Annotated in this window: 20 protein-coding genes, 1 tRNA gene and 1 pseudogene; 5 read left to right on the forward strand and 17 right to left on the reverse strand. The window is 61.0% G+C overall.

Annotated elements, in window-relative coordinates; all coding sequences use genetic code 11:
* A partial coding sequence (locus RUW20_RS17730) for a hypothetical protein (RefSeq protein ID WP_313953553.1) occupies positions 1–243 on the forward strand: 243 nt, incomplete at its 5' end.
* Positions 244–420: 177 nt separating this feature from the next.
* Here the strand turns inward: RUW20_RS17730 and RUW20_RS17735 are convergent.
* The 17 genes from RUW20_RS17735 to secG form a co-directional block, all read right to left on the reverse strand.
* Entirely contained in the window at positions 421–981 is a 561-nt protein-coding gene (locus tag RUW20_RS17735; RefSeq protein ID WP_313953554.1) for an NUDIX hydrolase, read from the reverse strand.
* 59 nt (positions 982–1,040) lie between these two features.
* The gene (gene nuoN / locus RUW20_RS17740) at positions 1,041–2,516 is read right to left on the reverse strand and encodes an NADH-quinone oxidoreductase subunit NuoN (RefSeq protein ID WP_313953575.1); all 1,476 of its coding nucleotides are present in this window, start codon (positions 2,514–2,516) and stop codon (positions 1,041–1,043) included.
* A gap of 27 nt (positions 2,517–2,543) precedes the next feature.
* Positions 2,544–4,028 (reverse strand): NADH-quinone oxidoreductase subunit M, encoded by a 1,485-nt coding sequence (locus RUW20_RS17745; RefSeq protein ID WP_313953555.1) that lies wholly within the window; start codon positions 4,026–4,028, stop codon positions 2,544–2,546.
* A gap of 23 nt (positions 4,029–4,051) precedes the next feature.
* Positions 4,052–6,127 carry an NADH-quinone oxidoreductase subunit L gene (nuoL, locus tag RUW20_RS17750; protein ID WP_313953556.1) on the reverse strand — a complete coding sequence of 692 codons (2,076 nt, stop codon included), beginning with the start codon at positions 6,125–6,127 and terminating at the stop codon, positions 4,052–4,054.
* Between the two features lie 2 nt (positions 6,128–6,129).
* A complete protein-coding gene (gene nuoK / locus RUW20_RS17755) occupies positions 6,130–6,435 on the reverse strand; it encodes an NADH-quinone oxidoreductase subunit NuoK (RefSeq protein ID WP_313953557.1) in 306 nt (101 codons plus the stop codon).
* 91 nt (positions 6,436–6,526) lie between these two features.
* A complete protein-coding gene (locus RUW20_RS17760) occupies positions 6,527–7,129 on the reverse strand; it encodes an NADH-quinone oxidoreductase subunit J (protein WP_313953558.1) in 603 nt (200 codons plus the stop codon).
* A 12-nt stretch (positions 7,130–7,141) separates the two neighbouring features.
* Positions 7,142–7,630, reverse strand: a complete 489-nt coding sequence (nuoI, locus tag RUW20_RS17765; protein WP_313953559.1) for an NADH-quinone oxidoreductase subunit NuoI — start codon at positions 7,628–7,630, stop codon at positions 7,142–7,144.
* Positions 7,631–7,640: 10 nt separating this feature from the next.
* Positions 7,641–8,693 (reverse strand): NADH-quinone oxidoreductase subunit NuoH, encoded by a 1,053-nt coding sequence (gene nuoH / locus RUW20_RS17770; RefSeq protein WP_313953560.1) that lies wholly within the window; start codon positions 8,691–8,693, stop codon positions 7,641–7,643.
* Complete coding sequence (gene nuoG / locus RUW20_RS17775) at positions 8,690–11,017, reverse strand: NADH-quinone oxidoreductase subunit NuoG (protein ID WP_313953561.1); 2,328 nt, start codon at positions 11,015–11,017, stop codon at positions 8,690–8,692. Before nuoG ends, nuoH begins: the two co-directional genes overlap by 4 nt.
* A 10-nt stretch (positions 11,018–11,027) precedes the next feature.
* On the reverse strand, positions 11,028–12,329 hold the full coding sequence (nuoF, locus tag RUW20_RS17780) for an NADH-quinone oxidoreductase subunit NuoF (protein ID WP_313953576.1): 1,302 nt from the start codon (positions 12,327–12,329) through the stop codon (positions 11,028–11,030).
* Between the two features lie 26 nt (positions 12,330–12,355).
* Complete coding sequence (nuoE, locus tag RUW20_RS17785) at positions 12,356–12,829, reverse strand: NADH-quinone oxidoreductase subunit NuoE (protein ID WP_313953562.1); 474 nt, start codon at positions 12,827–12,829, stop codon at positions 12,356–12,358.
* The gene (locus tag RUW20_RS17790; RefSeq protein ID WP_313953563.1) at positions 12,829–14,082 is read right to left on the reverse strand and encodes an NADH-quinone oxidoreductase subunit D; all 1,254 of its coding nucleotides are present in this window, start codon (positions 14,080–14,082) and stop codon (positions 12,829–12,831) included. Before RUW20_RS17790 ends, nuoE begins: the two co-directional genes overlap by 1 nt.
* Positions 14,075–14,680 (reverse strand): NADH-quinone oxidoreductase subunit C, encoded by a 606-nt coding sequence (locus RUW20_RS17795; RefSeq protein WP_313953564.1) that lies wholly within the window; start codon positions 14,678–14,680, stop codon positions 14,075–14,077. The genes RUW20_RS17790 and RUW20_RS17795 overlap by 8 nt, the downstream gene beginning before the upstream one ends.
* A gap of 23 nt (positions 14,681–14,703) precedes the next feature.
* Complete coding sequence (locus RUW20_RS17800; protein ID WP_300317097.1) at positions 14,704–15,180, reverse strand: NADH-quinone oxidoreductase subunit B family protein; 477 nt, start codon at positions 15,178–15,180, stop codon at positions 14,704–14,706.
* Positions 15,181–15,183: 3 nt separating this feature from the next.
* A complete protein-coding gene (ndhC, locus tag RUW20_RS17805) occupies positions 15,184–15,558 on the reverse strand; it encodes an NADH-quinone oxidoreductase subunit A (RefSeq protein ID WP_313953565.1) in 375 nt (124 codons plus the stop codon).
* A 59-nt stretch (positions 15,559–15,617) separates the two neighbouring features.
* Positions 15,618–15,702: transfer RNA gene (locus RUW20_RS17810), tRNA-Leu, on the reverse strand.
* A 67-nt stretch (positions 15,703–15,769) separates the two neighbouring features.
* Positions 15,770–16,141 (reverse strand): preprotein translocase subunit SecG, encoded by a 372-nt coding sequence (gene secG / locus RUW20_RS17815; RefSeq protein WP_313953566.1) that lies wholly within the window; start codon positions 16,139–16,141, stop codon positions 15,770–15,772.
* Between the two features lie 584 nt (positions 16,142–16,725).
* Between secG and RUW20_RS17820 the strand changes: the two genes are divergently transcribed.
* The 4 genes and pseudogenes from RUW20_RS17820 to cphA all read left to right on the forward strand — a co-directional run.
* Entirely contained in the window at positions 16,726–17,529 is an 804-nt protein-coding gene (locus RUW20_RS17820; RefSeq protein ID WP_409559386.1) for a fused MFS/spermidine synthase, read from the forward strand.
* A 109-nt stretch (positions 17,530–17,638) separates the two neighbouring features.
* Positions 17,639–19,963: an ABC transporter ATP-binding protein gene (locus tag RUW20_RS17825; RefSeq protein WP_313953567.1), complete on the forward strand. Its 2,325-nt coding sequence runs from the start codon at positions 17,639–17,641 to the stop codon at positions 19,961–19,963.
* A complete protein-coding gene (locus tag RUW20_RS17830) occupies positions 19,963–20,433 on the forward strand; it encodes a DUF1854 domain-containing protein (protein ID WP_409559387.1) in 471 nt (156 codons plus the stop codon). Before RUW20_RS17825 ends, RUW20_RS17830 begins: the two co-directional genes overlap by 1 nt.
* Positions 20,434–20,578: 145 nt before the next feature.
* Positions 20,579–22,744: pseudogene (gene cphA, locus RUW20_RS17835) on the forward strand (cyanophycin synthetase); the annotation flags it as partial.
* Between the last annotated feature and the right edge of the window lie 107 nt (positions 22,745–22,851).

The following is a 22,851-nucleotide window of genomic DNA, read 5'->3' on the forward strand; positions in this document are numbered from 1 at the left end:
ACCAAAGTACTTCTCCTGAAAGCGTTCGAAACCGGCGATGAATCTGGCAATGTCTTTCATGAAATGTTCCTGATGGGTTGGCATGGTTCGATTCCAGGCGGTCGCATTGCCCGGGCAGACAAATCGTGCGCGCAGCTTACCCCTCCATCAATAACAAGGAAATGCGATTATTCTTTAGCCTATGTTCGATCCAGGCGAACAATCGGGCAGCTGACGCCAAGCTGGGTGCAGGCGATTTTCTGATGCGAGGGAGCCGACAAAGATGCCGGGCACGCCGCGCGCAGCGCTACGCTGGGCGGGGGTGGATGCATTCGTTCGGCCGTGCTCGGCAAGACCGGCGGCGGGCCGGGCCGCAGCGCGCTAAAGCCCCGCGCCACCTGCGGCTTTTGAGCGCGACGGGCGTGCCGATCGGGCGGCGGCTTACCAGCCCGCCAACAGCGCTTTCTCGGCCCAGAACAAGCCGGTGATGGTCTTGGCGTCGGTGATTTCACCGCTTTTTACGGCGGCCAGCGCTTCCTCGAGAGACAGGCTGAGGACGTCCAGGAACTCGCCACTATCGAGGTTCGGCTCCGCTTCGCGCCGCACACCGCGGGCGAGGAAAATCTCGATTCGCTCATCCGAATAGCCGACGCAGGGATGCATTACGCCCAGGTAGCGCCATTCGGCAGCCTGGTGTCCGGTCTCCTCGAGCAGCTCGCGAGTCGCCGTGTCGATGATCTCCTCGCCGGCGTCAATCTTGCCGGCGGGTAGCTCGAGGATCGTTCGCCGCAGCGGATAGCGATGCTGACGCACGAAGAGCAACTGACCATCATCGAGCTGGGCAATGACCACCACCGCGCCCTGGTGTCTGACATACTCGCGCAGGCAATCGGCGCCGTCCGGCAAGCGCACCCGGTCGAGGCGAACATCGAGCAACTTGCCGCGAAAGACCTGCGTACTTTCGAGCTCTTCCTCACGGAGGTGTGGATAATCGTCCGGCATTCGCCAACTCCCAATGAAAACGCCCCGGCTGGCGGGGCGTTTCGGTCAAAAAACCCTGCTTACCAGAGCGAGCGCAGCAGGGCCACCGCACAGAGCGACATCAGGGCTTGCGGGAAAATCCCGAGCAGCGCCACCGCCAGGCCGTTGGCAGACATCAGAATCTTCATGTCCATCGGCGCCTTGATCGGCGTCGTGTTCGTCGGCTCGTCGAAGTACATGATCTTGACCACCCGCAGGTAGTAGAAGCAACCGATCAGCGAGAAAAGAACGGCAGTGATCGCCAGCCACAGGTAGCCAGCTCCGACGACCGCCTGCAGCACCGAGAACTTGGCAAAGAAGCCGACGAAGAACGGGATCCCGGCCATTGAAAACATCATCATCATCATCACCGCAGCGAACCAGGGACTGCGCTTGTTGAGTCCCTTGAAGTCGTCGAGTTGATCCGATTCGAGACCACCACGGGCCAGCAGCAAGATCATGCCGAAGGTGCCGGCGCTGGTCAGTACGTAAGTGATGACATAGAACATCGATGAGCTATAGGCGCTGAGCGCGAAGCGCGCATCGCCACCGACCACACCGGTGACCAGGCCGAGCAGCATGAAACCCATGTGCGAGATTGCCGAATAGGCCAGCATGCGCTTGATGTTGGTCTGCGCGATGGCGGCAATGTTGCCGATCGCCATCGACAGCACGGCGAGCAGGATCAGCATCGCCTGCCAGTCCTGGGCGAGAACGATCAGGCCGCTGACCAGCATGCGGATGACGATGGCGAAAGCGGCCAGCTTCGGCGCGGTGGCAATGAACAGGGCGACGGCCGTCGGGGCGCCCTGGTAGACGTCGGGAATCCACATGTGGAAGGGAACCACGCCGAGCTTGAAGGCTATTCCGGAGACCAGAAAGACCAGGCCAAAAACGAGAACCGATTTGTTCGCCTGACCCATGTTGAGGCGCTCGGCTACCGCTGTGATCTCGAGCGTACCGGTCGCGCCGTAGATCATCGACATCCCGTACAGGAGCAGGCCGGAGGCCAGCGCACCGAGTACGAAATACTTCATTGCCGCCTCGGTCGCCGCTACCGAATCGCGATTCATCGCTACCAGTGCATAGAGTGACAGTGAAAGCAGTTCGAGACCGACATAAACGGTGAGGAAATGGTTCGCCGAGATCATCACCATCATGCCGAGGGTGGCGAACAGCACCAGCACGTAGTACTCGCCGCGCGCCATCTGCTCGCGCTCGAGGATGTAGCCGCGGGAATAGAACAACACCACGATCACCGTCAGGTATACGAGGAGCTTCAGGACATCGCCCATCAGGTCGGCGACATACATCTGGCTGAAGGTGTAGCCGATGTCGCCGGTACTGGCTGCGACAGTGACCACCGCTGCCCCGACCAGGGTCAGTTGAGTCGCGACAAAAGTCACCGTCCGTTGGCGGTCCTTGACGAAGAGATCGACGATCAGGATCAGGCAAGCCATCAGCAACATGAAGATCTCCGCGCTCGCAAGGCGGAGATCAGGCGTCTGGAACTGCATTTCGGCAAGAGTCATAGCGGCTACCAATTATAGGATCTTGCTGACAGCGATGTGACGCAACAACTCGTTGACCGAGCTGTGCATGACTTCAGTAAAGGGCTGCGGATAGAGTCCCATACCCAACGCGCCAGCGGCGAACAACACGAAAATGAGGAACTCTCGCCCATTGATGTCGGTGAGTTCCGCGACATGGTGATTGGCTACCGCGCCAAAGACCACGCGCTTGTACATCCAGAGGGTGTAGGCCGCACCAACGATCATCGTCGAGGCGGCGGCGAAGGCCACCCAGAAATTGTGGTCGACGGCGGCCAGGATGACCATGAACTCGCCGACGAAGCCGGATGTCGCAGGCAGGCCGGCATTGGCCATGGCGAACAGCATGAAGAAAGCGGCGAACTTGGGCATCGTGTTGACCACCCCACCGTAGTCGGCAATCTGCCGCGAATGCGCGCGGTCATACATGACACCGATGGCGAAGAACATCGCGCCGGAGACGAAGCCGTGTGAAATCATCTGCACCAACGCCCCCTCGATGCCCAATGCGCTGAACATGAAGAAACCGAGGGTGACGAAACCCATGTGGGCAATCGACGAATAGGCGACCAGCTTCTTCATGTCTTCCTGCACCAGGGCAACGAAGCCGATGTAGATGATCGCGATCAGCGACAGGGCGATGACCAGTCCGGAAAGCTCATGCGAGGCATCCGGAGCGATCGGTAACGAGAAGCGCAGGAAGCCATAGGCGCCCAGCTTCAGGGCGATCGCCGCGAGGACAATCGAACCCCCGGTCGGCGCCTCGACGTGGGCATCAGGCAACCAGGTATGCACCGGCCACATCGGCACCTTCACCGCAAAGGCGACCAGGAAGGCCAGGAAGAGCCAGGTCTGCGGCACCATGCCGATCGGCATCGCGTGCCAGTCGAGGATCGAAAAGCTGCCGCCGGACGCGATGTACAGGTAGAGCAGCGCGATCAGGAACAACAGGGAGCCCATCAGGGTGAACAGGAAGAACTTGAAAGCCGCATAGACCCGGTTGGAGCCGCCCCAGATGCCGATGATCAGATACAGCGGAATCAGCGAGGACTCGAAGAAGACGTAGAAGAGAACGCCGTCCAGGGCCGAAAAAATGCCGTTCAACAAACCGGACATGATCAGGAAACCGGCGTTGTATTGCGCCACCCGGCTGCCGATGACTTGCCAGCCGGCGAGAATGACGGTCACCGTGATGAAGCTGTTGAGGATGATAAAGGGCATCGATATGCCATCCACACCCAGGTGGTAATGCACGCTGTAGGAAGGAATCCAGCGCAGCAGTTCGACGAACTGCATCTCCGGGGTGTGCAGGTCAAAGCCCGTATACAGCGGAATGGTGACCAGCAGGCCGGCAACAGCGCCAGCCAGGGCGAGCATCCGCGCGAGTGGTGCATTGCGATCGGAGCCGGTCAACAGAACGATAAAACCGGCGATGATCGGTACCCAGATGGCAAAAGAGAGAAGCGGCGTGCCTGACATATTGTTCCCAGTCTTTGTCTAGCTCAGGCGCGCGTGACCCACAGGGTCATCAAGACGAACACGCCGATAATCATCGTAAATGCGTAGTGATAAATGTGGCCGCTCTGGAACATGCGCGCCAGGGTCGCGAACCAGCCGACCAGGCGTACCGCGCCGTTGACGATCATTCCGTCGATCAAACCAGCGTCGCCCCCCTTCCACAGCCCCCTGCCGAGCAACCGCGCACCGCCAGCGAAGACCACCTCATTGAAGCGGTCGAAGTAGTACTTGTTGTCGAGCACGGTGTATAGGGGCGCAAGACGGTTCTTGATCGCTTCGGGGATATCCGGACGTTTCATGTACATGAACCACGATAGAGCGACACCGGAGAACGCGAGCCAGAATACGGCGGAGGTGACGGCATGGGTGGCCATGGCGAAAGCGCCGTGGAAGTGATGGGCAAGTTCCTCCATCACCGGATGCGCTTCGGCATTGATAACGATCGCGTTCTTGAAGAAGTCGCCAAAGAGCATCGGCTCGACCGTGAGATAGCCGATGATCACCGAGGGAATGGCCAGCAGGATCAACGGCAGGGTCACCACCCAGGGGGTCTCGTGGGGCTTCTGCCCGGGCGCAAGGCCGTGGTGTTCTTCGGCGTGCGCATCATCGTCATGATGGGCATCGGCGCCATGGCCGTCGTGCTCTGCTTTGGCATGCGCAGCGTGGTGGTCGTCATGGTGCGCCGTCTTGCCGAAGCGCTCTTCCCCGTGGAACACCAGGAAGTACATGCGGAAAGAATAGAAAGCGGTGATGAACACACCTGCCATCACCGAGAAGTAGGCGAAACCGGCACCCGGGATATTGGTCAGGGCGACCGCTTCGATGATCGAATCCTTGGAATAGAAGCCGGCGAAAAACGGCGTCCCGATCAAGGCCAGAGAACCGATCAGCGAGGTGATCCAGGTGATCGGCATGTATTTACGCAGGCCACCCATGTTGCGGATATCCTGGTCGTGGTGCATGCCAATGATCACCGAGCCCGCGGCGAGGAACAGCAGCGCCTTGAAGAACGCGTGCGTCATCAGGTGGAAAATGGCGACCGAATAAGCCGAAGCACCGAGCGCGACGGTCATGTAGCCCAGCTGTGACAGCGTCGAATAGGCGACCACCCGCTTGATGTCGTTCTGGATGATGCCGAGGAGACCCATGAACAGGGCGGTGATCGCACCGATGACGATGACGAAGGACAGCGCGGTATCGGACAACTCGAACAGTGGCGACATGCGCGCGACCATGAAGATGCCGGCGGTAACCATCGTCGCGGCGTGGATCAGCGCCGAGATGGGGGTCGGACCTTCCATCGAGTCAGGGAGCCAGACATGCAGGGGAACCTGCGCTGACTTGCCCATCGCACCGATGAACAACAGGATGCAGATGGCGGTCATCAGGGCGACGGGGTTGGCTTCGCCAAACAGCGCCACGGTGGTGTCAGCCGCCAGCGACGGCGCCTTGGCGAAAACAGCCGCGTAATCCAGTGTCCCGAAGTAGCTGAGCACCAGGCCGATGCCGAGGATGAAGCCGAAGTCGCCAACCCGGTTGACCAGGAAGGCTTTCATGTTGGCGAAGATCGCGGTCGGCCGCGTATACCAGAAACCGATCAGCAGATAGGAAACCAGGCCGACGGCCTCCCAACCGAAAAACAACTGCATGAAGTTGTTGCTCATCACGAGCATCAACATCGAGAAGGTGAACAGCGAAATGTAGCTGAAGAAACGGTTGTAGCCCGGATCGTCCTGCATGTAGCCGACGGTGTAGATATGCACCATCAGGGATACGAAGGTGACCACCAGCATCATGGTAACGGTCAGTTGGTCGATCAGAAAACCGACTTCGAAATGGTAATCGCCGGAGGTCAGCCAGCGGTACACCGGCCCGTTGAAGGTATTGCCCGCCTGCACGTCCTGAAAGATCACATACGACGCGACCAGGGAAATCGCCACACCGGCAATGGTTACGCTGTGTGCCACCCAGCGGGGGATCACGCGGCAGAACAGGCCTGCAATGATGGCGCCGACGAGCGGGGCCAGCGGAACCAGCAGGTAGAGTTTTTGCATTTCCATGTTCAACCCTTCAGGCTGTCCAGATCATCCACGTGGATGGTCTTCAGGTTGCGGAACAGCACCACGAGAATCGCCAGCCCGATTGCCGCTTCGGCGGCGGCGACAGCCAGGATGAAGAAAACGAAAACCTGCCCGGCAAGATCCTGCATGAAGTGAGAAAAAGCGACGAAGTTCATGTTCACCGCCAACAGCATCAACTCGATCGACATCAGGATGATGATCAGGTTTTTGCGGTTGAGGAAGATACCCACGACGCTGATCGCAAACAGGATCGCGCCGAGGATCAAAAAATGGGACAGTGTAAGCAAGGTGCCTCCCTGATTCCTTCAGCATGGAGCAGCGAGTTCTCGCCACCCCTCTTATTCTCAGCCTTGTGTTGCGAACTTCCTTAGCAGTCAATCAGTCACGCTTCGCGGCGGGCATCTGCAGCACTCGGACACGGTCCTTGGCCTTGACAAAAACCTGCTGCGAGGGGCTGACCGCCTTGTTCTTCCGTTTCTCGCGCTGCGTCAGCGCCACCGCGGCGATGATCCCGACGAGCAGGATGACCGACGCCAGTTCGAACGGATAGACGTACTCGGTAAAGATCAGACGCGCGATGGCCTGCACGTTGCTGACCTCGGCAGTCGCCTGCGGCACGTTGCTCTCGAGCAGACCCAGGTAGTTGCCGCCGAGGACCAGCCCCATTTCGGCAACCATCAGCAAGGCGATGATCGAGCCCAGTGGCAGGTAGCTCCAGAACCCTTCCCGCAAACGATCCAGATTGATGTCAAGCAGCATCACGACAAACAGGAAGAGCACCATTACCGCGCCGACATAGATCAGGATCAGCGCAATCGCGAGAAATTCGGCCTGCAGCAACATCCACACACCGGCCGCCGAAAAGAAGGCCAGAACAAGGAACAGCGCGGCATGCACAGGGTTGCGTGAGGTGATCACACGCAGCCCGGCAAACACCAGGATCGCCGAAAAGAAGTAGAAAACGAAGGTCTTGAATTCCATCGTGGCGGCCTGTTAGCGGTATTTCGAGTCGAGTTCGCGGTCGGCAGCGATCTGCTCTTCGTAGCGGTCACCATTGGCCAGCAACATCGGCTTGGTGTAGTAGAGATCGCCACGCGTTTCACCGTGGTACTCGTAGATCCGCGTCTCGACGACAGCGTCGACCGGGCAGGCCTCTTCGCAGAAACCGCAGAAAATACATTTGGTCAGATCGATGTCGTAGCGCGTGGTGCGACGCGAACCGTCGTCACGCTGGTCGGATTCGATGATGATCGCCATCGCCGGACATACGGCTTCACACAACTTGCAGGCAATGCAGCGCTCTTCGCCGTTCGGGTAGCGCCGCAGCGCATGCAGGCCGCGGAAGCGGAAGCTTTGTGGCGTCTTCTCTTCCGGGTACTGGACGGTGATCTTGCGCGCGAACATGTAGCGCCCGGTAACCGACATGCCCTTGAACAACTCCCTGAGCAGGAGGCTGTTGAAAATTTCCTTCATTGAACCCATGACTAGCCTCTCACTTCCAGATGCTCAACGGCGACATCATCCAGCAACCGACGACGACCAGCCAGATCAGACACAGCGGGAGGAACACCTTCCACCCCAGGCGCATGATCTGGTCGTAGCGATAACGCGGAAAGGTGGCGCGAATCCAGAGGAAGAAGAACAGCACCGCGGCGATCTTCATGAACAGCCACAACAGACCGTCGGGGAGGAAGCCAACCGGTGACAACCAACCGCCCAGGAAGAGCAGCGAGGTCAGCGTCGACACCAGGATCATGTTGGCGTACTCGGCCAGGAAGAAGACCGCAAAGGCCATTCCCGAGTACTCGCAGTGAAAACCAACGATCTCCGATTCGCCTTCCGCCATGTCGAATGGTGCGCGGTTGGTCTCGGCGACGATCGAGACCAGATAGACGACGAACATCGGCAGCAGTGGCAACCAGTTCCACGACAGGAATCCCAGCCCCTTATCGGCGAAAAACCCCCGACTCTGACCGCTCACGATGTCGCCCAGATTGAGACTGTTGGAAACCATCAGCACCACCACCAGTGCCAGGCCCATCGAAACTTCGTAGGAGATCATCTGCGCTGCCGAGCGCATACCGCCCAGCAACGCGTATTTCGAATTCGATGCCCAGCCAGCGAGGATGATCCCATAGACGCCGATCGACGTGATCGACATGACGTACAGCAGGCTGGCGTTGACGTTGGCGAGAACCAGGGTGTCATTGAACGGAATCACCGCCCAGGCGGCCAGAGCCGGCGCAAAGGCGAACATCGGCGCAATCAGGAAAACGCTCTTGTCCGACCCGGTCGGGACCACGACTTCCTTGAGAAAGAGCTTCAGGCCGTCGGCAATCGGCTGAATCAGCCCCCAGGGACCCACACGATTGGGGCCGATACGTACCTGCATCCAGCCGATGACCTTGCGTTCCCAGAAGGTCAGGTAAGCAACGCCGAGCAGCAACGGCGCGATGATCAAAACGATCTTGAGCAGGGTCCACACCAGCGGAAAGATCGGCCCGAAAAAGCCCTGCAACAGTCCCTGTAGCGCATCGACCATCATGCACGCTCCACGTTGATCGTACCGAACATCTCACCCAGCGCCGATGTTGAAACATGGGCTGCGGCCACCCGGACGCAGTTCGCGGGGACGGTGTTGTCGAGCCGGGCGTTCAGCAGTGCCTCGCCCTCTCCCTGACGGACGCGTACCGACGCGCCATCGCTGACACCGAGCGCTGCCAGCGTTGCCGCGCTCATCCGCGCGGCAGGCGCCGCCGCATCATGTGTTTTCTGCAGTGCCGGGGCACGACGGACGAGCGGGTCAGCGAAATAGATCGGCACCTCGGCTACTCGCTGCAAGCCGTCAGGCACGGGAGCCGGAGAATAGCCAACGCCGCTGAGGCCGTTGCTCAACCCGGCAACGAAGCCTTCGCCTGCCGGAACGATCTCGTCGCGCACCTGCTCGCTCGAGTCATACTCGAACCCCGGCAGGGCCAGCAGGTTACCGAGGACGCGCAGCACTTTCCATCCCGGACGCGCATCACCCAGCGGGCGAACGACACCGCTGAAGGTCTGTAGGCGGCCTTCGGCGTTGACAAAAGAACCCGAGGTCTCGGTAAACGGGGTAATCGGTAGCAACACGTCAGCGTACTCCGCCGCCGCACCGTCACTGAACGGGGTCAGTGCGACCACCAGGGCAGCGCCCTTGAGAGCGGCCACCGCCTGTCGTGGATCGTGGCAGTCGAGTTCCGGCTCGACACCGAGCAGGATGTAGGCCTTGCGGGGTTGCGCAAACATCTCGCGCGCATTGAGCGCGGTCGGCAAGGCCTGCGCCAGATAGCCGCCAACGCTGTTGGCCGCTTCGCCGATAAAGCCGCAAGTGGCACCGGTGAGTTTCGACAGCTCGATGGCCAGGGCATGCAGTTGAGCCGCCTGAGGATGCTGCTCGGCGGCATTGCCGAGGAAGATCGCGCGCTTCTCGCCGTCGACCAGGCTCTGGGCAATCGCCTGGCTGGTCGCGCAGGGTTCGACGGATTCGAGCCCCGCCGGCAGCGCAGAATTCTTCAGTTGCGCAGCCGCTTTCACGATAGCCGCCAAGGCCAGCGGCAGTTCAGCGGGAGAGACGGTCACTTGTGCGTGCAACTTGATCAGTGGGTCGTCACTGCTCACGGAAAGCAGGCTGACCTTGCCCCATTTCTTGCCCAACTGGCGCAGACGCTGGGCGAACAGCGGGTGATCCTTGCGCAGAAAGCTGCCAATCACCAACGCCGCATCCAGATCCTTGATTTCCGCGAGACGGAGACCCAGCCACGGCGCGCCGTCAAGCTTTCCATCGGCGGAAAAATCCCGCCGGCGCGGACGGAAGTCGACGCTGCCCGACCCGAGAGCACGAGTCAGCTTCTGCAGCAGGTAGAGTTCCTCAAGCGTTGCATGCGGCGACGCCAGCGCGGCCAGCGAGTCGCCGCCGCTGGTCTTGGCAACGTCCTTGAGGGCGTGCGATACGTAATCGAGTGCGACGTTCCACTCCACTTCGCGCAGGGCACCGTCAACACGGATCATCGGCCTGGTCAGCCGTGCCGGCGAGTTGAGCGCCTCGTAGGAAAAACGATCCTTGTCGGAAATCCAGCACTCATTAACGTCTTCGTTCTCACGCGGCAGGACGCGCATGACGACGTTGTTCTTGATCTGCACGGTCAGGTTGGCGCCGATGCTGTCGTGCGGGCTGACCGACTTGCGGCGCGACAACTCCCAGCTGCGAGCCGAATAGCGAAACGGTTTTGAAGTCAGGGCACCGACCGGACAAAGGTCGATCATGTTGCCGGACAACTCGGAATCGATCGAGCGCCCGACAAAAGTCATGATTTCCGCATGCATGTTGCGGTTCGCCATGCCGAGTTCCATGACGCCGGCGATTTCCTGACCGAAGCGGACGCAGCGGGTGCAGTGGATGCAGCGCGCCATTTCCTGCATCGAGATCAGCGGGCCGACGTCCTTGTGGAAAACGACGCGCTTGCCTTCCTGAAAGCGCGAAGCACTGCCGCCGTAACCCACCGCCAGATCCTGCAACTGGCACTCGCCGCCCTGATCGCAGATCGGGCAATCGAGAGGGTGGTTGATCAGCAGGAACTCCATCACGCCTTTCTGGGCCGTGACGGCCAGTTCAGAATGGGTGAACACCTTCATGCCGTTGGTCACCGGCGTGGCACAGGCAGGTAGCGGCTTCGGCGCCTTTTCGACCTGCACCAGGCACATCCGGCAGTTGGCTGCGATCGACAGTTTCTTGTGGTAGCAGAAATGTGGGATATAGGCACCAAGCTGCTGGGCAGCATCCATAATGGTGCTGCCATCAGGCACTTGCACCATCTTGCCGTCTATTTCGATTTCCATCGTCGAGACCCTAAGCCCTTGCCGTGAAGAAGCCACTGCCAGCGCGCTGAACGTCAACGGGCACGAGGCACTTCTTGTGTTCGATGTGATACGCAAACTCGTCGTGAAAATGCTTGATGAAGCTCTGCACCGGCATCGAGGCGGCATCGCCGAGCGCGCAGATCGTGCGGCCCATGATGTTGGTGGTCACACTGGCGAGCAGGTCCAGGTCATCGCCACGCCCACGCCCGCTCTCGATACGATGCACCACCTGGTACAGCCAGTTGGTTCCTTCACGACAAGGCGTGCATTGGCCGCACGACTCTTCGTAGTAGAAGAAGGAAAGGCGCTCGAGCGCTTTCACCATGCAGGTCGTCTCGTCCATCACGATGACCGCCCCCGACCCCAGCATGGACCCCGCCTTGCTGATCGAATCGTAGTCCATCGTGCAGTCCATCATCGCTGCTGCGGGCACCACCGGGGATGAGGAACCGCCGGGAATACACGCCTTCAAGTTCCGCCCCCCGCGCATGCCGCCAGCCATTTCGAGCAGCGTGGCGAACGATGTACCCATGGGAATTTCGTAGTTTCCCGGCCGGTTGACGTGACCCGAAACCGAGAACAGCTTGGTACCGCCGTTGTTCACCTTGCCCGCTTCGAGATAGGTCTCGCCACCCAGATTGATGATGCAGGGGATGGAAGCAAAGGTCTCGGTATTGTTGATCGTGGTCGGCTTCCCGTAGAGACCGAAAGACGCCGGGAAAGGCGGCTTGAAGCGTGGCTGCCCCTTCTTGCCTTCGATCGACTCGAGCAGCGCGGTTTCCTCGCCACAGATATAGGCACCGTAGCCGTGGTGCGCAAAGAGCTCGAAGTTAAAACCCGAACCAAGCAGGTCGGACCCGAGAAAGCCAGCCGCGCGCGCCTCATCGAGCGCCTCTTCAAAGCGCTCGTAGATTTCCCACACTTCGCCGTGGATGTAGTTGTAACCGCGTGCCGCACCCATCGCATAGGCGGCAATGGCCATTCCCTCGATCACCGAATGCGGGTTATAGCGCAGGATGTCGCGATCCTTGAAGGTCCCCGGCTCGCCCTCGTCGGAATTGCACACCACGTACTTGTCACCCGGAAACGAGCGCGGCATGAAGCTCCATTTGAGGCCGGTCGGAAACCCGGCACCGCCGCGACCGCGCAGCACTGACTTCTTGACCTCGTTGATGACGAATTCCTGCGACAGCTTGTCTTCAAGAATCCGCCGCAGCGCCGAGTAGCCACCACGCTTGACGTAGTCGGCCAGGCGCCAGGCCTTGTCGCCATCCAGGCCAACGCTCAGCATTGGATTGATTGCACCGAGAATCGCCATTACTTCAGCTCCGCCAGCAGTTGGTCGATTTGTTCCGGATTCATCCAGCTGCACATCCGACGGTTATTGACGATCATCACCGGCGCATCGCCGCAAGCGCCCATGCACTCGCCTTCCTTGAGCGTGAACAAGCCGTCCGACGTCGTTTCGTTATAGCCGATGCCAAGCTTCTTCTGCAGGTACTCGCCGGCATCGACCCCGCCGGAGAGCATGCACGGCAAATTTGTGCACACCGAAAGCTTGTACTTGCCGACCGGCTTGAGGTCGTACATGTTGTAGAACGTCGCCACTTCGTAGGCGGCCACCGGCGCCATGCCGAGATAGTTGGCGACAAACTCGATCGCCGCACTTGAAAGCCAACCCTGCTCTTCCTGCGCTATGGCGAGAGCGGCCATCACCGCCGACTGCTTCTGCTCAGCCGGATACTTCGCAATTTCGCGATCGATTCTCTTGAGGGATTCTGAAGTCAGCATCAGCGGTCAATCTCGCCAAAAACAACGTCCTGCGAACCAATGATCGTCACCACGTCGGCCAGCATGTGGCCCCGCGCCATCTCGTCCATTGCCGAGAGGTGCACATAACCCGGCGCACGGATCTTCAGGCGGTACGGCTTGTTCGCTCCGTCGGAAATTATGTAGATGCCGAACTCGCCCTTGGGGTGTTCGACGGCCGAATAGGCCTCGCCCTCGGGAACGTGCATACCTTCGGTGCACAGCTTGAAGTGGTGAATCAGCTCTTCCATGTTGGACTTCATCGCTTCGCGATCCGGTGGCGCAACCTTGTGGTTGTCGGACATCACCGGGCCCGGGTTTTGCCGCAGCCAGTCAATACATTGCTTGACGATGCGGTTGGACTGCCGCATTTCTTCCATGCGCACCAGATAACGATCATAGGAATCGCCGGTAACACCCACCGGGATATCAAAGTCGACGCGGTCATAAACCTCGTAAGGCTGTTTCTTGCGTAGATCCCAGGCAATACCAGAGCCGCGCAGCATGGGCCCGGAAAAGCCACGCTGCAACGCACGCTCGGGCGACACGATACCCACGTCCACCAGGCGCTGCTTCCAGATGCGGTTGTCGGTCAACAGCGTTTCGTACTCGTCGAGCAAGGTCGGGAAGCGACCGACAAAATCGTCGAGAAAGTCCAGCAAGGAACCGCTGCGCGCCTCATTGAAAGGCCTGATCTGGGCGGCGCTCTTCCACTTCGACTCCTGATACTGCGCCATGCGGTCAGGCAGGTCGCGATAGACGCCGCCCGGCCGGTAGTAAGCGGCATGCATTCGCGCGCCGGATACGGCTTCATAGGCATCGACGAGATCCTCGCGCTCGCGAAAGGCGTAGAGCACCATCGTCATCGCACCCACGTCGAGGCCGTGACAGCCGATCCACAGCAGGTGATTCAGAATGCGGGTTATCTCATCGAACATCACCCGGATGTATTGCGCACGGAGCGGCACTTCGATCTGCAACAGGCGTTCGATGGCCATGCAATAGGCGTGCTCGTTGCACATCATCGACATATAGTCGAGGCGGTCCATGTACGGCACCGACTGAATCCAGGTCTTTGTTTCAGCAAGCTTTTCTGTAGCCCGATGAAGCAGCCCGATATGCGGATCGGCGCGCACCACCACTTCGCCGTCCAGTTCGAGGACCATCCTCAGCACGCCGTGCGCGGCCGGGTGCTGCGGTCCGAAATTCAGCGTAAAGTTGCGCAGTTCAGGCATTTTCAGCGTTCCCGTAAGTCGCTTCGCGAACGATCCGCGGCGTAATCTCACGCGGCTCGATGGTCACCGGCTGATAGATTACCCGTTGCTGGTCCGGGTCGTAGCGCATCTCGACGTAACCGGAAACCGGGAAATCCTTGCGGAACGGATGCCCGATAAAACCGTAGTCGGTGAGAATTCTGCGCAGATCGTCGTGCCCCGGGAAGACGATGCCATAAAGGTCGAAAGCCTCACGCTCGAACCAGTTGACGCTGTTCCAGATCGAGGTCACCGAGGGCAACGAAGGAAAACTGTCGTCCGGGGCAAAGCAGCGTACGCGCAAGCGCCAGTTGCGGACAATCGACAACAGGTGACTGACCGCGGCGAAACGCCTGCCCTCGCGCGGGACATTGCCGTAGGTCGAATAGTCGACGCCGCACAGGTCGATCAACTCTTCAAAAGACAATCCCGGCTCGTCGCGAAGCGTCTGCATCACCGACAGGTAGTCGGTGGCATCCACCTCGATGGTCACTTCACCGAACGCTACCTTCAGGGACTTCACTCGCTCGCCGAGATGTTCTTGCAGGCTCTGGCAAAGCGCTTCCAGCGTGGCGGACATGGCTCACTCTCGGTTGGTTGTTTTCAGCGGGCGATGGTGCTGGTGCGACGGATCTTGTTCTGCAACTGGATCAAGCCGTAAATCAGCGCCTCAGCGGTCGGCGGGCAGCCCGGAACATAGATATCGACGGGAACGATCCGGTCGCAGCCGCGCACCACCGAGTAGGAGTAATGGTAATAACCACCACCGTTGGCACACGAGCCCATCGACACGACCCAGCGCGGCTCGGCCATCTGGTCGTAGACCTTGCGCATCGCCGGCGCCATCTTGTTGGTCAGCGTTCCGGCGACGACCATCACGTCAGACTGGCGCGGACTCGGACGAAAGACGATGCCAAAACGGTCCAGATCGTAACGCGAGCAGCCAGCATGAATCATCTCGATGGCACAGCAGGCGAGGCCGAAGCTCATCGGCCACATCGAACCGGTGCGGACGTAGTTGATCAGCTTGTCGGCCGTGGTGGTCACGAAGCCTTCCTGGAGGATGCCCTCAATGCCCATCGATCACTCCCAATCCAGCGCGCCCCTGGCCCAGGCGTACACGTAACCCACGACCAGAATGGCAATAAAGACCAGCATCTCGATGAACCCGAACCACCGGATCGAATCGGTTTCGACGATCTCCTTGAAGATCGTCGCCCACGGCAACAGAAAGGCGACTTCGAGATCAAACAGGATGAAGATGATGGCGATCAGGTAGTAGCGCACGTCGAACTTCATGCGCGCGTCTTCGAAGGCTTCGAAGCCACATTCGTAGGGGGAGAGTTTCTCGCTGTCGGGGCGATGAGGCGCCACCATCAGCCCCATCACGACCGGCATCACACCGAAGGCAATGCCAATCAGTATGAAGACAAATACCGGGAAATAGCCTTCCAGCATGATCCGCCCCACAAGCGCTTCATTTCAAACCACAGCCACCACTTTTGGGTAGCCCCTCCTGGTGCCGACGATGAGACTCGAACTCACACGACCGAAGTCACTACCCCCTCAAGATAGCGTGTATACCAATTTCACCACGTCGGCATTACCATCGCCAGCAGGCGGGTCAATCGAGGAGTGAAGCCTTTCCCGCCGCTGTTTTCCAACCAGACTACCGGGGAATATCCTTCGCTTTGGAGTCAGGATTTACCGGGCTTTTACCCTGGTCAACACCACCCAACGGTGGTGCTGGAACAGGGGCGGATTTTACCGCATCCTGCATCACACTGCCAGTCGTTTTTGGTGTGTTCGAGGCCAGATAGGCGAGCGACAGGCTAGTGGCGAAGAAGATCGTCGCGATCACCGCAGTGGCACGGCTAAGGAAATTCGCGGAACCCGTCGCCCCGAACAGACTGCCTGACGCGCCACTCCCGAAGGCAGCGCCCATGTCGGCACCTTTGCCATGCTGCACCAGGACCAAGCCGATGACACTCATGGCCGCCAGTATGTGCACCGCCAGAACCACAGAAAAAAGATATTCCATATAACCTCTTAGCCGACCCGGCGAACGGCAGACCCATCGCCGGTTAACGGATCGCATGATGGCGAAGCACTCGCCAATCAATGCTGTCGAACGGACGCCAATGAAGCCGACCCGCAGCACGTCCAACAAAAAATAGAGCCAGCAAAACTCGACGCCCTTGCGGTACCGAGCCTTCTGGCCGACCTTCCTCCCCCGCAAGCGATCCGCAAACGGCCGGGGTTCTCTCGCCCGCAACGGGTACCGAGAGTGCAGGCCGCCGTAGAAGCCAGACCCCATGGCGCGAACACGCCAAAAAACTTTGCTAGTATACCGAGTCCGCAGGCTCTTGGTCAATTGACCACAACCCCCTTGACCAGGTCCACGGCAAGCGGACCGAACGCAGTCTCTGCGGCCAGATCGGGCACCGCCGGTCAGGAGAGCAGTGCCAGGAAGATTCGATGGTGAGGGATCGAGGCCAATAGGCCTCTGTAGCAACGCTGGAAGGCAAGAACACCCGAAACAATGTGCCCCCCACCAACAAACGGCAGCTATCGGCAAGCAGCTCAGCCCACGCCTCCTAGCGCGCAAGGCGGAGATGCCTCGGCATGTCCGGGAGAATCCGGCCACCGCGGCGACTGCTACCGAAGATTCTGATGCCGAACAACTCGATCGACATCAGCGAGAAGGCAGGCGTACGCTACCTCCATTTTTCGTCAAACTGGGTGCAGGGCGCCATGCGCATCCAGCGGCCGCACGCGCTCGAATTGCCCTACACGCGAGAAATGATGGCCGGATTGCTGCTTCGCGACCCGCCATGGCCGGGCGAGGCCTTGCTGATCGGCCTCGGCGCCGGATCGCTGGCCAAGTTCATCTACCGCCAACTGCCGACGACGAAGATCACGGTCGTCGAGATCGACCCACAGGTCGAGATCGTCGCACGGCTGCATTTCAAGCTGCCGGACGACCCGCCGCGCCTGCGCGTGGTGATCGGTGACGGCGCCGCCTACATGCTCGCCAGCGGCCGTCACTATGACTACATTCTGGTGGACGGCTTTGACAAGAATGCCCGAGCCGGCGTCCTCGACACCCTGCCTTTCTACCAGGCCTGCCGCTCGCGCTTGAGTGATAGGGGGCTGTTGACCGTCAACCTTCTTGGTCGGGAACGTGGCTTTCAGGCGAGTGTCAGTCGCATCAACGCGGCTTTCGATGGCCGGGCGCTGGTCTTTCCGTCCTGCGACAGCGGCAACGCCATCGCTTTTGCCGCCGCCGGGGATGCAGTGGACGTCGGCTTTGACGAGCTGATCAGCAAAGCCAACCAGTGCCGCACGGAAACCGGTCTCAACCTGCTGCCAACCATCGCCCGGCTGCAAATCGCACGACGTCCGGGCAACGATCGGTTTCGGATCTGAGCACGCCTCTCGCTGGCGCACTGGCGGCGCCTCCGGCAACCCACACAAGGCGAGTATACTTGCCGCCTCCGGGCGCCACCCACAGCCTTGTTCGAAAAGCCCTCACGCCATGACTCAAATCCCCCCCCCACACACCGCTCAAGGTGTGACGCTTGCCGGACTCTCGCCGCCGACTCTGCCCGTCAGCTGGTCACAACACGTGCTGGCCCTGCTCGCCGGCGAAGAGAAAATTCTGGCCTGGCTGGAAATCGATCTGGACACCACTCTGCACTTCGCGACCGGCATCGTCGTCATCACCGGCGAGCGTCTGCTGGCGTTGTCGGCTGACGATACGGCCGGCCAGAGCTGGACTTACCGACCTGGCCTCACCCTTGCCCGTCGCGACCACGCGGGCGTCGGAACGCTGGAGCTGTCGGACGCCACGTCCCTGCTCGGGCAATGGCGCTACACGCTGGGCGCCGATGTCGCAGCCGGCCGTCTGATTGATCACTTCACCCGGCAGCTGGACTTCCACCTCACCGGTGCCATGCCACCCGCCGCGCCGCAGGCGCTGTGCCCGAACTGCGAAACGCCGCTGCTGGCCGGACAGGAAGAATGCCCGGTATGCAGCAAGGAAATCCATCAACCGCCCTCGACCTGGACACTGTTGCGCCTGGGGCGCTTCGCCAAACCCTACAAGGGTCGGCTGTTCGCCGGCTTCGTCCTCTCCCTGCTAAGCACCGCGGCAACCCTGGTGCCGCCATACCTGACCATGCCACTGATGGACAACGTCTTGATCCCCTACCAGAACGGCCAGGCGATCGACCCCGGCCTGGTCGCCCTCTATCTCTCGGGCCTGCTCGGCGCCGCACTGGTCGCCTGGGTGCTCGGTTGGGCGCGCACCTACATCCTGGCGCTGGTCTCCGAGCGGATTGGTGCCGACCTGCGCACCGCCACCTACGAGCATCTGCTGAAGCTCTCACAGGAATACTTCGGCGGCAAGCGGACCGGCGACCTGATGGCTCGCATCGGCTCGGAAACCGACCGCATCAATATCTTCATATCGCTGCACCTGCTCGATTTCGCCACCGACGTGCTGATGATCGGGATGACCACGGCGATCCTGATGTCGATCGATGTCCGGCTGGCACTGGTAACACTCTTGCCGCTGCCGATCATCGCCTGGCTGATCCACGTCGTGCGCGAGAAGCTGCGTACCGGTTTCGAACGGGTAGACCGCGTCTGGGCGGAAGTGACCAATGTGCTGGCCGACACCATTCCCGGCATTCGCGTGGTCAAGGCCTTTGCGCAGGAGGCGCGTGAAACGGGTCGTTTCCGGGCGGCCAACGCACACAACCTGGAGGTCAACGATCGCGTCAACAAGGTGTGGTCACTATTTTCGCCGACCGTCACCCTGCTCACCGAACTGGGCCTGCTGATCGTCTGGGGTTTCGGCATCTGGCAAATCGCCAAGGATCAGATCACGGTTGGCGTGCTGACCGCCTTCCTCGCCTACATCAGTCGCTTCTATCTCCGCCTCGACTCGATGAGCCGCTTCGTCTCGGTGACACAGAAGGCAGCCGCCGGCGCCAAGCGTATCTTCGACATTCTCGACCACGTCTCCAGCGTTCCCGAGCCCACCAGCCCGGTGCATCTGCCGAAGGTTTCGGGGCGCATCGAGCTGCGCAAGGTCGGCTTCCGCTACGGCACGCGCAGTGTCACTCGTGACATCAGCATCGCCATCGAACCGGGCGAGATGGTCGGACTGGTCGGACACAGCGGTTCCGGCAAGAGCACGCTGGTCAACCTGATCTGCCGTTTCTACGACGTCAGCGAAGGGGCCATCCTGATCGACGGGGTCGACATCCGCTCGCTGCCGGTGGCCGAATACCGCCAGCACATCGGCCTGGTGCTGCAGGAACCCTTCCTGTTCTTCGGCACCATCGCCGAGAATATCTCCTACGGAAAACCGGCAGCGACGCGCGCCGAGATCGTCGCGGCCGCGCGTGCCGCACACGCCCACGAATTCATCCTGCGCCTCCAGCACGGTTACGACTCGCTGGTCGGCGAGCGTGGCCAGGCACTCTCCGGCGGCGAGCGGCAGCGAATCTCGATCGCCCGGGCGCTACTGATCGACCCGCGCATCCTGATCCTCGACGAGGCCACCTCATCGGTCGACACGACCACCGAGAAGGAGATCCAGAAGGCACTGGACAACCTGGTGCGCGGCCGGACAACGATTGCCATTGCGCACCGCCTGTCCACCCTGCGCGACGCCGATCGACTGGTCGTTCTCGACCGCGGCAGCGTCGTCGAAGTCGGTAGCCACGACCAGTTGATGGCCTGCGAAGGGCACTACTACCGCCTCTATCAGGCACAGGCACGCAACGTCGACACCGAAGACGGCTTGCGCGAGCTTGCGCCCGAACGCGACACCGACGGAGAACGCCAATGATCACCCGTCCCGACTATCAGCTGCAACGCAACGCCTTCGGACGGCTTGAACTGACCACCGCCGACGGTCAGGCACATGTCGGCGTCGTGCCGGTGCGTGCTTTTCCAATCACCGCTGCTGACGACGGCATCGGCCTGGTCGACCCGCACGGCCACGAGCTGGCGTGGATAGAGCGGCTGACCGACCTCCCGGAAGAGATGCGCACACTGGTCGAAACGGAGCTCGCTCGGCGCGAGTTCATGCCCGAAATCCAGCGCATCATCAGCGTTTCGAGTTTTGCCACGCCAAGCACCTGGCAAGTCGAAACGGATCGCAGTTCGACCAGTTTCGTCCTCAAGGGCGAGGAAGATATTCGCCGCCTGAGCTCACCGGCGCTACTGATCGCCGACAGCCACGGCATTCACTTCCTGATCCGCGACCGTTACGCACTCGACCAGCACAGCCGGCGCATTCTGGACCGCTTCCTGTGAGCCGCGGAACAGCAATCGCCGCACCCGGCGGTCAGCCAATTGCCGCGCGCAGCGTTATACCGACGATAATTGCGGCCGGGCTGCGATCGCCTGCTGCCACTCTCGCGCCAAGGCGCGCCCACCTGTCCGTGTCTGGAACGATGACATGAAAAGCAAAGACATCAAGTTTCTCGAAATCCGCTACCTGCGTGGTCCGAATATCTGGACCTACCGCCCGGTCATCGAGGCGGTCGTCGATATCGGCGACCTCGAGGACTTTCCGTCGAACACCATTCCGGGCTTTTACGAACGCCTGACCGCTCTTCTCCCGTCGCTGATCGAACATCGCTGCAGCTACGGCGAGCGCGGCGGTTTTCTGCGGCGCTTGCAGGAAGGCACCTGGCCCGCCCACATCCTCGAGCACGTCACCCTCGAGCTGCAAAATCTGGCGGGCATGCCTGGTGGCTTCGGCAAGGCCAGGGAGGTTTCGGCGCGCGGTGTTTACAAGGTGGTAGTCCGTGCCTGGCACGAGGACGTCACCCGCTCGTGCCTCTTTGCCGGGCGCGAACTGCTGCTGGCGGCGATTCAGGACACCCCCTTCGACGTCGCCGCGACGGTCGCCAAGCTGACCGACATGGCTGAGCGCAAGTTGCTCGGGCCGAGCACCGGCTGCATCGTCGACGCGGCGACGGCCAAGGACCGGCGCATTCCGGCGATCCGCCTGTTGGCCACCGGCAACCTCGTGCAACTCGGCTATGGCTCGCGTAGCAGACGCATCTGGACCGCCGAAACCGATCGCACCAGCGCCATTGCCGAGGGTATCTCGCGCGACAAGGACCTGACCAAGAGCCTGCTCACCGCCTGCGGCGTGCCGGTCCCCGAAGGCCGCCTGGTCGACAGTGCCGAGGACGCTTGCGCGGCTGCCGAGGACATCGGCTATCCGGTCGTCGTCAAACCCTCTGACGGCAACCACGCGCGCGGCGTGTTCACCAATCTGGTGACGCCGGCCGAAGTCGAGTCGGCCTATGCGGGAGCCGTCAAGGAAGGCAGCGGGGTCATCGTCGAACGTTACATACGGGGTTCGGAACACCGCCTGCTGGTGATTGGCGGCAAGCTGGTCGCCGCCGCACGCGGCGAAGTCGCAAAGGTGATTGGCAACGGCCAGTCGACCATTGACCAATTGATCGACAGCCAGATCAATTGCGACCCGCGCCGTGGTGCCGAGGAGGAGTATCCACTCGATCTCCTCGCGCTGAGCGACAATCCGGTCGCGCTCCTCGAAGTGACGCGCCAGGGGTTTACCGGAGCCTCGGTTCCGCCGGCCGGTCGCGAGGTTCTGATCGTGCGCAGCGGCAACCATACCGACGATGTCACCGACCTCGTGCACCCCGACACCGCAGCCACCGCCTCACTCGCCGCACGCATCGTCGGACTCGATATCGCCGGCGTTGACCTGGTCTGTGAAGACATTTCGCAGCCGCTTGATGAACAACGCGGCGCGATCGTCGAAGTCAATGCCGGCCCTGGCCTGCTGATGCACCTCAAACCGGAAACCGGCGAACCACGCCCGGTTGGCCGGGCGATCGTCGATCAGCTGTTCCCCAACGGCGACGACGGTCGTATCCCGGTGATCGGCGTCAGCGGCAGCTTCGGCAAAACGACGGTGGCCAATCTGGTCGCGCGCTTCCTGGCCCTCTCCGGCAAGCATACCGGTCTGGCGTGCAGCGACGGGCTGTACCTCGATCGGCGCTGCATTGCCAAGGGCGATAGTGCCAACTGGGGGGCTGCCAACCGGATCCTGATGAACCGTGCCGTGGACGCCGCTGTGCTGGAAAACGGCAGCGACACCATCCTCGGCGAGGGCCTCGCCTACGACCGCTGCCTGGTCGGCGTAATCACCAACGTAGACCCGGCGGCGCATTTCGGCCGCTACCACGTGGAAACGGTCGAACAGGTGTTCACGGTCCTGCGCACCCAAGTCGATCTGGTCCTGCCAGGCGGCGCGGCGGTGCTCAATGCCAGTCACCCGATGCTGGTCGACATGGCGGCCTTGTGCGACGGCGAGGTGATTTTCTTTGCCGCCGACCCCCAACTACCTGTCCTGGTCGCGCACCGCGCGCAGGGCAAGCGGGCAGTGTTCGCCCGCGATGGCCAGGTGATACTTGCCAGTGGCCAGGACGAGCGGGCGATCGTCAGCCTGGACGCGATTCCGCTGACCGCCGGCGGCAGTGTGCCCTTCGAGATCGAGAACGTCCTCGCCGCGACCGCGGCAGCCTGGGCGCTCGGCATCGGAGCCGAAATCATCCGCACCGGGCTGGAAACCTTCACCATCGCCTGATCAACCGCTGGCGAATGCGAGCGTGCAAGCTGAGCCAGGAAGAGCACCAACGATGCACGATGCGGGCGCCAGGCGCCCAGACAGCAGCAGAAAGGGAAACT

It is taken from the genome of Accumulibacter sp. (assembly GCF_032229525.1).
GTDB lineage: Bacteria > Pseudomonadota > Gammaproteobacteria > Burkholderiales > Rhodocyclaceae > Accumulibacter.